Here is a 10970-nt window from a genome sequence, read left to right as displayed (position 1 = left end):
ATGGTAAAGAGTTTGCTGAGCATCAAGCCATTGCAAAAGCACTGAATTGTGACTTTTACTTTGCAGACCCTTATGCTTCTTGGCAACGTGGATTGAATGAAAATACAAATGGCTTAATACGTCAATACTGCCCCAAAGGTTCATGCTTTAAGCACTTAGATGATGAGCATTTTGAATTCATTATGCATCGTTTAAATAACCGACCTAGGAAAACACTTGGAATGAAAACACCAAATGAAGTATTGTTTGAAGAATTACAGGCTGTTGCACTAGCAAGTTGAATCCAAGTATGATTTTTATATGATTTTTGTATCTGCAGTTGTGGTAATAGTATTGTTTACAACTACTAAGATTGGCATTCGAAATAACAGGGCAACCAAATGTGTGGTTTCTTAGGTTTTGTAAGTAGTAAAAATAAAGCTGGTTTATTAGAAGAATCGTTGAAGTTAATAAGGCACCGTGGGCCAGATAATCAAAGTATTCAGCTAGAGAGAATAGATCAGTTTTATGTTGGTTTTGCACATGCTCGGCTTTCAATTATTGATTTAAGTGAAGAGGCATCACAGCCATTTTATTCTTCTGATCAGCGTTATAGTGTTATTTATAATGGTGAAATTTATAACTTCAAAGAGCTTAGGTTAGAGCTTGAAAAACTAGGCTTTGAATTTACAACAGATTCAGACACTGAAGTGCTTGTTAATGCTTGGGCGGCGTGGGGATTGTCTGCTTTATCAAAGTTTATAGGTATGTTTTCTTTTGTGATGTTAGATAAAAAAGAAAATAAGTTAACCCTAGTTAGAGATGCATTCGGTATAAAGCCTTTTTTCTATAGTCTTGATAATCAATCAAATATTTGTTTTGGTTCTGATATTCGTAGCCTCATAAAATTAAGGGCTACAGACGCCAAACCCGATTTACAGCGGTCTTATGATTATCTAGTACACGGTGATTACGATTCATCTGAATCTACTTTTGTAGAGGGTATTAAACACCTTCTGCCTGGGCATTATTTAGAGTTTGATTTGAAGTCTGGTGTATCCACTCAACCTAAGGCGTGGTGGCAACCAGATATTAACACTACTGAAAACATCACCTTTAACGAAGCTAAAGAAAAATTACGCCATTTGTTTTTAGAAAGCATAAAACTTCACCTAAGAAGTGATGTGCCTTTAGGAATTGCACTATCTGGCGGTATAGACTCGTCAGCTGTTGTTTCTGCAGTACGTTATTTGCAGCCAGATTTACCCATACAAACCTTTAGCTATGTCGCTACTAAAAAAAGTATTTCTGAAGAGTATTGGATAGATACGCTCAGCAAACAGATGAATACGCAGTCACATAAAGTATATGCAGACCAGCACCAAATGCAGCAGGATTTAGATGATATGCTGCTAAAACAAGGTGAACCCTTTGGTGGCACTAGTATTTATGCGCAGTATAGAGTGTTTAAGCTGGCTAAAGAGCAAGGGGTTACAGTTACGCTTGATGGTCAGGGTGCAGATGAGCTTTTAGCAGGTTATTTTGGATATCCAGGTCATAAACTACTAAGCAAGTTAGAAAGTGAAGGTTTGCTTGCTGCACATAATTATGCAAAAAAATGGGCGCAATTACCGGGTGGTAGTTATTCTTTAGCTTGGCAATATTTAGGCCGAATTAAATTACCGAATTGGCTCTATGCTTTTGCTAGAAAGAAAATGGGACGCGACTTTGCACCTGCTTGGTTAAAAGTAGATTATTTAGCTACTAAAAATGTGAAATTCACAGAAAAGCGTGATGCTTTAAGTAAAGCCAATAAAGGCAAGCGTGTACGCGAAGCCTTAGCTAACTCTTTACAGGGGCGTGGTTTGCCATCTCTACTAAGACATGGTGATAGAAACTCCATGGCTTTTTCTTTAGAAAGCCGTGTTCCTTTCTTAACCTTACCATTGGCTGAGTTTTTATTTAGCCTGCCTGAAGAGTATTTGATATCGGATGAAGGCGTGACCAAGCATATTTTCCGTGAAGCAATGCGTGGAATTGTGCCTGAAGAAATACTAGATAGAAAAGATAAAATAGGCTTCGCTACGCCAGAATCAGAATGGTTACTTTCAATGAGTGATATTATTCAACAGTGGATAGATAACGCACCAGAAATTGCATTTATCAACAAACAAGAAATTATTAAAGAGTTTAATGAGGTGGTTTCAGGTCAACGAAAGTTTGATTTACGAGTATGGCGTTGGGTTAATTATTTACGTTGGTACACCTTAGTGATTGAGGGTAGTAATTCAGATGCATAATGTTCATATCAATATGAATGAGTTCACCAATGCTAGTCGAGTATTAAAACAGGTGAAATCACTTATCAAGGCTGAGGTTTTTAAGAAAATAACCATTATTGCTTTAGGTTCTAAAGAATTACCTAAGCATGAACATATTGCCCAAGATATTGAGCTGTATAGGATTAATCTTATTACACGCAACTTGCCTAAAAGTTTACCTTTTCAGTTAATTAAATACATCGAGTTTTTGATTCGGTGTTTGCTATTAATGAAAGAGCTAAAGCCTAGGGTTGTGAATGCTCATGCATTGGGTGTTTTGCCAATATGTTTTTTGGCTAAGAAACTCTTTGGTGCCAGCTTAGTTTACGATGCTCACGAACTGGAAACTGAACAAGTTGGTGGAATGAATTTGCGCAAGCGCCTTTCAAAAAAGCTTGAAAGAAAATTAATACACTCTGCCGATATGACTCTAGTCGTCAGTGAAAGCATTGCTGATTGGTACGCCAATGAATACAACATCGCTCGCCCTCCTGTAGTTTTAAATGCGCCGAACACACGTGAATTAAAAATCAATAATCACTTCCGTGAGCAGTTGGGTATTCGTGAAGACCAAATTATTTTGCTTTATCAGGGCGGATTAATGCCTGGTCGTGGGGTTCATTTGATTTTAGAGGCTTTTAAACAGCGTAAAGATGACAAAGTAGTGGCGGTGTTTATGGGGTATGGCCCGTTAGAGGCAGATATTAAAGCCGCTGCTCAGCAGCATAACAACATCTACTTCTTTCCCGCCGTTGCGCCGCAAGTGGTATTGGACTACACCGCTTCTGCTGATATGGGTATTCACTTAATTCAAAACACTTGTTTAAATCATAATTACTGTATGCCAAACAAGTTATTTGAATACGCTATGGCGGGTTTGCCGGTGTTAGTTTCTAATATGAAAGATATGTCTGCACTGGTCACACGCTATGCAATGGGCGCTGTTATCAGTGATTTTTCTGCTGAAGGCATTAATCAGGCAGTAGATAACTTTTTAGAGCAAGATTTAACGCGCATGAAAGCCAACGCTTACCAAGCCGCCTGCGAAAACGCCTGGGAAGTGCAAGAGCAAAAAATGCTAGCGGCTTACCAACAACTGTTAAACAAGGCATAACTATGACTGATAATAACCACCAAGCTGTGTTATGGACACCACCGACCCTGAAATTACCTTCGATGCTCAAGGTGTGTGTAACCACTGCCATGAGTTTGACCAAGTGACTACTAAGCGTTGGTTTCCAAATGAAGAAGGTAAACGCAAGTTAGACGTTTTAGTCGCACAGCTTAAAAAAGAAGGTGAGGGCAAAGCATACGACTGTATTTTAGGGCTCAGTGGTGGGTTAGACAGCTCTTACCTCGCCCTAGTCATGAAAGACTACGGTTTAAGGCCCTTAATGGTGCATGTGGATGCCGGTTGGAACAGTGAAGATGCCGTCAAAAACATTAACGCTGTGGTTGATTATTGTGGTTTTAAGTTGCACACCAAGGTGGTTGATTGGGAAGAAGTAAAAGACTTACAACTTGCTTATTTAAAAGCAGGCGTGGCAAACCAAGATGTGGTGCAAGACCATGCGTTTTTTGCCAATCTGTATCACTTTGCGGTAGACAACGATATTCGCTATGTCATCAACGGTGGCAACATAGCAACTGAATCAACCTTCCCGTCAGCGTGGCACCATGCCGCTATGGATGAAATTAGCCTAAAAGCGATTCATAAGAAATACGGTAAAGTGGCTTTAAAAGATTACCAAACCATCAGTTTTTTTGAGTATTACGTTTACTTCCCTTTTATGAAGAAAATGACCGCTGTAAGGCCGCTAAATCTTATGCCCTATAGTAAAGAAATTGCGCAGCAACGTTTAGAAAGCATTGGTTATATATCTTACGAACGTAAGCATGGTGAATCACGCTTTACCAAGTTTTTCCAAAATTACTACCTGCCTAAAAAATTCAATATGGATAAACGCAAACCCCATTTATCCAGCTTAATCATGTCTGGCGTTATCACTCGTGAACAGGCAGTAGAAAAGCTAAACGAACCCTTATACGACCCAGCCGAACTAGCAGAAGACAAAGCCTTTATTGCAGAAAAATTAGGCATCAGCGTTGCAGAATTAGATAAATACGTGAACGAACCTGGCAGGCACTACACCGACTTCCCTAACTGGGATAGCCGCTACGCGCTACTGAAAAAAGTGCAGGGGATTGTGGCGAAAGTGACAGGGAAGCGTGTTAGGCTTTACTCATAAAATATTGCTTCAAACTGAAATAGGTAGAAATGGATATGGGTGTAAAAAAGGAAGTTATTGCTACTGATACAAGCTCAAACCAAAATAGCACTGAGTTGTTGTCCCAATTAAAATCTAATGAGAAATTTGTAGCTGTTGTAGGTCCAGCGGGTGCTGGCTCTGGTACAGCAGCAAAGATTTTAGCTTCCATTTTACAGGGTGAAGGTTACGAGACCGAAATAATAAAGGTTAGTGTTTTAATTAATGACTTTGTTGCTAGTAAAGGTAAGGCAGCACCAAGAGCAGCAGGTCATAAAAATATTGATGATGTTACTACTATGCAAGACCTTGGTGACTCTATTAGGAAAGGTGAAGAGTATGAATTAAAAGAGGATCATGCCGCTGTTGCCAGATTAGTAATTAAAAAAATTAAAGAGTTGCGTGAGACTAAGCAAAGTAGTGTAGACATTTCACCTGTAGAAAATGACGCAAATAGAGCTTTTATAATTGATTCGTTACGACATCCTGCTGAAGCAGTTTTATTGCGGGAAGTTTATAAAGAACTATTTACGCTAATAGGCGTTGTTTGTAATCCTGAAGAGCGTAGTAAAAGAATAAAGTCTAAGCTCATTCCTAGAGGATCTGGTAAGAAAGAAGAGTTAACTAGAAAAGTTGAAGACTATATGTCTAGAGATGAAAATGCTAAAGAAAATTATGGGCAAAAGGTAGCTAAGCTTTTTTATGAGGCTGATTATTTTGTTGATAATTCTGAAGAAGGTAATGATGATGTTACTGAAACAGGAATGAATGAGCCATTACAAAGACTTGTTAGCATTATCGCCCATAATAAAATAGTTAGGCCGACCACCCATGAGGCGGCAATGTATCAGGCACATGCAGCTCAAATGCAAAGTGCATGTTTATCGAGACAAGTGGGGGCTGCTTTAGTTGATAAAAACCATAACGTTGTAGCCGTTGGTTTAAATGATGTGCCTAAAGCAGGCGGTGGCTTATATGGGCAAGGCTTTAATACAAGTATAGAAAGGGATTCACGTTGTGCTTATAGAGGTAGCTCACCCTTTTGCAGTAGCAATGTTGAGCAAAATGCCATTATTGACGAGCTTATTTCTGAATTTCCTGAGCTTGTGCCTGATGCTTCTAAAAAAGAAAAAGTTATAGGTAAAATTAGAGGTACGCGAATTGGCGGGTTAATTGAGTTTAGCCGTGCTGTACATGCTGAAATGAACGCTATAATTTCGGCTGCTATTTCAGGTGTATCACCCAAAGGGTGTCGCCTTTATGTTTCAACCTATCCGTGCCATTACTGTGCCAGGCACATAGTTACTGCTGGAATTGATGAGGTTCAGTTTATTGAGCCCTACCCCAAAAGCAAGGCTACCGAGTTACATAATGACTCCATCACAACAGAGTTAAATACTGACTGGAAACCTCCTTCAGAAGGTGGTGATAAGGTTTTATTTAGGCCGTTTGTAGGTGTGGCTCCTCGGTTTTATAAGCTAGCTTTCTTGAAGGATAGAGATTATAAAAACAAAAAAACAGGTATGCTGAACTTCGGTACACCAGAGCCAGGCATGACAAGCACTGTTTATACACAGTCGTATCCTGAGCTTGAAGAAAAGTTAACCGAAGGATTTTAGTTATGAAAAAAAATCATCTTCAACTTGTTAAAAATAGAATAACCCCACAAGCCTCTAGCTCTAGTTTCCACCAGATGGAGCTTTTTGATACTACAAAAAAAATTCATCTTATTGCTTTGGAGAATTTTAATTCAAGCTCTTTTAATAAATTATTAATAAAAATAAAGCCTGGATTAATTTTAGATACCCGAGAGTACCCTAATTTTTTTAGTATTTATGAAAATATGAGTAGCGCTAAAGAAAGTTTTACTAAAAATGCGATTGCTTACAATGTATTACCAATTCACAAGGGTAGTCAGAAACAAGATGTTTGGCATTTTATAAATGGTTTTAAAAGTATCATTGATTCGTTTTTTGATATGAATTCTAACTCCAGTATTGTGCTTGTTTTTGCAACTAAACACATGCAAGAGTTTTTCTTAAGTCATTACACTAGCTTGATCACACAAAATATATCGAATATTTCAATGAAAGATGTAAATAATGCCACAATCTAATTTACCACCAGCAATTAAAATCGCCCACCTCACGTCCGTCCACCCCCGCTATGACACGCGCATCTTCTTAAAAGAATGCACGTCTTTAGCCAATAATGGCTTTTCTGTTTCTTTAGTTGTCGCCGATGGTAAAGGCGATGAGCAAAAAAACAACGTGGCTATTTACGATGTGGGCGCATCTAAAGGTCGTTTCGACCGTATTCGTAATGCGCCAGGCCGTGTTTTTAAAAAAGCGGTTGAGCTAGATGCTGATATTTACCACCTGCACGATCCTGAGTTAATTCCTATTGGATTAAAACTTAAAAAACTGGGTAAGAAGGTGATCTTTGATGCCCATGAAGATGTGCCTAAGCAGTTATTGGGTAAGCCCTATTTAAACAAGCCTGCTAGGTGGTTGTTGTCTAAAACCTTTGCTTTGTTTGAACGCTGGGCGACGCCTAAGTTGGATGCGGTGATTGCTGCCACGCCTTTTATCCGTGATAAATATTTGGCGATGGGCGTTACTTCGGTGGATATCAACAACTACCCCTTGCTGGGTGAGTTAGCCAGCGGCGAAATTGATTGGTCGCAGAAAAAAGCGCAAGTGGCTTATGTGGGGGGCATTGGTCGTATTCGTGGAATACACGAGATGGTACAAGCCATGGAGTTTGTTACCAGCGATGCACGCTTTGGCTTGGGCGGCAGTTTTAGTGAGACTGACTTTGAGCGAGCAGTAAAAGTTGAAAAGGGCTGGGATAAAGTAGATGAGCTAGGCTGGCTAGACCGTGGTGGTGTGCGTAAATTACTTAACGAGTCTGTAGCTGGTTTGGTCACTCTGCACCCAGTCATTAACTACCTAGATTCATTGCCAGTAAAAATGTTTGAGTATATGGCAACAGGTTTGCCCGTTATTGCGTCTAATTTCCCACTATGGAAACAGATAATTGACGGAAACCAATGCGGTTTATGCGTCGACCCCTTAGACCCAAAAGCCATCGCCCAAGCGATTGATTACTTAGTTACCCACCCAGCCGAAGCTGAGCAAATGGGCCGTAACGGTCAAAAAGCAGTGTATGAAAAATACAACTGGGATATAGAAGAAGCTAAGTTGTTGGAGTTTTATAAAGAGGTTTTAGGTTAGCCACTAAATCCACGAAAAAACACGAAAGTGTTTAAAGTTTTTTTTGCCACAGAAACACACAGAAGGGCACGGATATTAAAATGATTCGATTTGGTGGTTTTGTTGGGTTTCGTGGCTAAAAATTAACAGATAGGTAGGTGTGCTGGTGAGTGATTTAATTATTTACACCACTGATGATGGGCAAAGCCGCATTCAATTGCGTGCTAGCGATGGCACTGTTTGGCTGTCGCAGTTAGAAATTGCAGACTTACTTAGCACTTCAAAGCAAAATATTGCCAAGCATTTAAAAGCTATATTTGAAGACCAAGAGTTGGACGAGGTTTCAGTTGTCAACCATTGGTTGACAACTGCTGCCGATGGCAAGAATTATCGGGTTGCGCATTACAACCTTGATGCCATTTTAGCCATAGGCTACCGAGTGCGTTCATCACGTGGGGTAGAGTTTCGTCGTTGGGCAAATACCGTGCTTAAAGAGTATTTGCAAAAAGGCTTTGCCATGGATGATGAGCGCCTTAAAAACCCCAGCAGTTTTTTGCTACCGTCCAAAATCTACTCATTTATGCAGTTACTGGCAAAACCGCAGCAGAGCTGGTTGTTGATCGCGCTAATCCACAGGACGCGCATTTTGGTTTGTTAACTTGGAAGGGTAGCCAGGTTCGTAAAGAAGATATTTTGATTGCTAAAAATTATCTTACAGAAGATGAAGTTGACACCCTTAATCGTCTAGTCGTTATCTTTTTAGAAACAGCCGAGCTAAGAACCAAAAGCCGCCAGTCCATACCTATGGCATTCTGGATGGAGAATATTGGGCAAATTATTACTTCTAATGGTTTTGCGTTACTTGAAAACGCAGGTGTTATTAGTCGGCAGAGAATGAAACAACATACCGAACAACTTTACATAAACTTTGAAACAACACGCAAACAACAGCAAGCGTTAGAAGCCGACCTAGCAGATGAAACGGAGCTAAAAGCATTAGAGCAAAGTATAAAGAAGCGAAAATAATTTCGATAACAAACCCTGTTTTAACTTTCGTCTCTAAGTGCTTTGCTTTTGCTTAACCTTCTGTGCTTTCCGTGTCCTTCCGTGGCCAAAAAAAGAGTTTTACAATGAAAAAAATAGTTACCATTATCGGCGCTCGCCCTCAATTCATCAAAGCAAGCGTCGTCTCCAAAGCCATTCAAGAAACCGCTGGTTTAACTGAAGTACTAGTGCACACCGGCCAACACTTCGACGCCAATATGTCCGATGTGTTTTTTGATCAGCTCGCCATTCCTCGCCCTGATTATCAACTTAATATCAACAGTGGCAGTCATGGTGATATGACGGGCCGTATGTTGATTGAAATTGAAAAGGTGTTGCTTAAAGAGCAGCCCGATTGGGTGTTGGTTTACGGTGATACCAATTCCACGCTTGCCGGTGCTTTAGCGGCGGCTAAACTACATATTCCTGTAGCGCACGTAGAGGCAGGTTTGCGTAGCTTTAATATGCAAATGCCAGAAGAAATTAACCGTATTCTGACCGACCAAATTAGCAGCGTGCTGTTTTGCCCTACTGATTCCGCCATGGCAAACCTTGAGCGTGAAGGCTTTAATGACAAGCCCATTCAAGTATTGCAAGTGGGTGATGTGATGCAAGACAGCGCCGAGTTCTTTGCTCAACAAGCCACACAACCACAAGGCTTTGAGTTAGACGAGGGTTTTATACTTGCCACCCTGCACCGTGCGGAAAATACCGATAACCCCGAACGCTTAGCAGCAATTGTTACAGCGCTGAATCATCTGCACCAGCATGTTGCGCCTGTGGTTTTACCTTTGCACCCACGCACGCGCAATGTGATTGCCGCACAAGGCTTAACCTTGGATGTGCACTTGATTGAGCCTGTTGGCTATTTAGAAATGATTTGGCTGTTACAGCGCACAGGGCTGGTGCTCACCGACAGCGGCGGCGTACAAAAAGAAGCCTTCTTCTTCGGCAGGGCCTGCGTCACCATGCGCGACCAAACCGAGTGGGTTGAGTTGATTGAAGTAGGTGCGAATGAGCTGGTGGGTGCAGATACCCAAGCCATTATAAAAGCCGCAACACGTAACTTAGGCCGCAGCGTGCAAGATGAGAATGAACTGTACGGTGGTGGAGTGGCGGCTAAGCGGATAGCGGAATTTCTGGCAAGTAAAAGTAAATAGATACCCTAACTGCAAACTGCTTGCAGAAAATTCACTTTAAAGTTAACCTTTATGGCCTTTTTACTGACTATTACACCCGAGCTATTTGGAATCAAAGCTAGCAATACAACGGTTCAGATGCCCCCGCATTGGAGCTTACAGGCAAGATGTGTTGAAAATGATGTTAACACTTGCTCTTTCTTGTTACAGGTTGTGGCGTTATCAAAGAAGAATCAGCGTGATAGTAAAGACCTACTGCTTGCATTAGAAAAGTTATTTGAAGTAGCCAAAACTGGTCAGCCTGTAGCAAACTTTTATGATGTAAAGCAGTGTCATGTAGCACATGAATTTAAGGTTGAAGGTGTTGTCCAAAAAATCTGGCGGATTAGAAAAAATGCTATACGTATCTATTTTTACTACTGTGAAGGCAAAATTATTTACCTAACAACGGTATTAGCCAAGCGTTCAGACAAGCTAAAAGCTGGTGAGCTAAAACAACTTGAAGAAGAGGTTGAAATTTACTTGAAAGCAAAAGCCAGCCAACAAATAAAAGCAGTAAGAGTTAACTAATTTAGGAGTTAGCTATGTTATTAAATCAACTATCTGGGTTATGGCAGGAGTCTATACAAGACCCTGAATTTCGTTTTGAACTAAAAGCACAGAAGGTTTCGGTGGACCTAGCTTCAGCTTTTACCAATACGGGCATGTCGCAAAAAGAGTTGGCAGAAAAATTAGGTTGGAGAACAAGCCGTGTTAGCAAGGTTCTGCATGGCGGTAGCAACCTAACACTCAGAACTTTGTTTGATATTTGTGAAGCCATGCAAACAGATTTCGATATTGAAATAGATGGGCAATCACAGTTAAAGCAAGAAATCGAGATAGTTAAAATGAAAAGCGAGCAGCTTAGTGAGTTAATTGGTGCTGTTTGGCGAAAAAAAGAATTAGCTTCTACCCAACAGCAACCCCTTGTAAACATGCAAGCCTATAGTTTTGCGAGCTAATTTT

The 10970-nt window shown here is 40.4% G+C and carries 10 protein-coding genes and 1 pseudogene; all 11 read left to right on the top strand.

The window, feature by feature from the left end:
• A partial coding sequence (locus tag BP27_RS0104240; protein ID WP_027850490.1) for an IS30 family transposase occupies positions 1–281 on the top strand: 281 nt, incomplete at its 5' end.
• A gap of 99 nt (positions 282–380) precedes the next feature.
• On the top strand, positions 381–2279 hold the full coding sequence (gene asnB / locus BP27_RS0104235) for an asparagine synthase (glutamine-hydrolyzing) (protein WP_027850489.1): 1899 nt from the start codon (positions 381–383) through the stop codon (positions 2277–2279).
• A complete protein-coding gene (locus BP27_RS0104230) occupies positions 2272–3414 on the top strand; it encodes a glycosyltransferase (protein ID WP_027850488.1) in 1143 nt (380 codons plus the stop codon). Before asnB ends, BP27_RS0104230 begins: the two co-directional genes overlap by 8 nt.
• 31 nt (positions 3415–3445) lie before the next feature.
• Positions 3446–4549: an N-acetyl sugar amidotransferase gene (locus tag BP27_RS0104225; RefSeq protein ID WP_027850487.1), complete on the top strand. Its 1104-nt coding sequence runs from the start codon at positions 3446–3448 to the stop codon at positions 4547–4549.
• 35 nt (positions 4550–4584) lie between these two features.
• Positions 4585–6186 carry an anti-phage dCTP deaminase gene (locus tag BP27_RS0104220; RefSeq protein WP_051610282.1) on the top strand — a complete coding sequence of 534 codons (1602 nt, stop codon included), beginning with the start codon at positions 4585–4587 and terminating at the stop codon, positions 6184–6186.
• A gap of 2 nt (positions 6187–6188) precedes the next feature.
• Complete coding sequence (locus BP27_RS0104215; RefSeq protein ID WP_027850485.1) at positions 6189–6683, top strand: hypothetical protein; 495 nt, start codon at positions 6189–6191, stop codon at positions 6681–6683.
• On the top strand, positions 6670–7803 hold the full coding sequence (locus BP27_RS0104210) for a glycosyltransferase family 4 protein (RefSeq protein WP_084324505.1): 1134 nt from the start codon (positions 6670–6672) through the stop codon (positions 7801–7803). Before BP27_RS0104215 ends, BP27_RS0104210 begins: the two co-directional genes overlap by 14 nt.
• Positions 7804–7942: 139 nt before the next feature.
• A pseudogene (rhuM, locus tag BP27_RS15180) lies at positions 7943–8808 on the top strand (RhuM family protein).
• Between the two features lie 104 nt (positions 8809–8912).
• Entirely contained in the window at positions 8913–9986 is a 1074-nt protein-coding gene (gene wecB / locus BP27_RS0104200) for a non-hydrolyzing UDP-N-acetylglucosamine 2-epimerase (protein WP_027850483.1), read from the top strand.
• Positions 9987–10037: 51 nt separating this feature from the next.
• Positions 10038–10535, top strand: coding sequence for a hypothetical protein (locus BP27_RS0104195; protein ID WP_027850482.1), 498 nt, complete (start codon positions 10038–10040; stop codon positions 10533–10535).
• Positions 10536–10549: 14 nt separating this feature from the next.
• Positions 10550–10966 (top strand): helix-turn-helix domain-containing protein, encoded by a 417-nt coding sequence (locus BP27_RS15175; RefSeq protein ID WP_036239349.1) that lies wholly within the window; start codon positions 10550–10552, stop codon positions 10964–10966.
• The last annotated feature ends 4 nt before the right edge of the window (positions 10967–10970 follow it).

It is taken from the genome of Marinospirillum insulare DSM 21763 (genome assembly GCF_000686905.1).
GTDB lineage: Bacteria > Pseudomonadota > Gammaproteobacteria > Pseudomonadales > Halomonadaceae > Marinospirillum > Marinospirillum insulare.
Note: the sequence above shows the minus strand (reverse complement) of the source record. Positions and strands in the feature narration are given on the sequence as shown.

Excerpts from the sequence above, each read along its gene's own strand:
- asnB (WP_027850489.1), top strand. The coding sequence starts at position 381 with ATGTGTGGTTTCTTAGGTTTTGTAAGTAGTAAAAATAAAGCTGGTTTA.
- BP27_RS0104230 (WP_027850488.1), top strand. The coding sequence starts at position 2,272 with ATGCATAATGTTCATATCAATATGAATGAGTTCACCAATGCTAGTCGA.
- BP27_RS0104225 (WP_027850487.1), top strand. The coding sequence starts at position 3,446 with ATGGACACCACCGACCCTGAAATTACCTTCGATGCTCAAGGTGTGTGT.
- BP27_RS0104220 (WP_051610282.1), top strand. The coding sequence starts at position 4,585 with ATGGGTGTAAAAAAGGAAGTTATTGCTACTGATACAAGCTCAAACCAA.
- BP27_RS0104215 (WP_027850485.1), top strand. The coding sequence starts at position 6,189 with ATGAAAAAAAATCATCTTCAACTTGTTAAAAATAGAATAACCCCACAA.
- BP27_RS0104210 (WP_084324505.1), top strand. The coding sequence starts at position 6,670 with ATGCCACAATCTAATTTACCACCAGCAATTAAAATCGCCCACCTCACG.
- wecB (WP_027850483.1), top strand. The coding sequence starts at position 8,913 with ATGAAAAAAATAGTTACCATTATCGGCGCTCGCCCTCAATTCATCAAA.
- BP27_RS0104195 (WP_027850482.1), top strand. The coding sequence starts at position 10,038 with ATGGCCTTTTTACTGACTATTACACCCGAGCTATTTGGAATCAAAGCT.
- BP27_RS15175 (WP_036239349.1), top strand. The coding sequence starts at position 10,550 with ATGTTATTAAATCAACTATCTGGGTTATGGCAGGAGTCTATACAAGAC.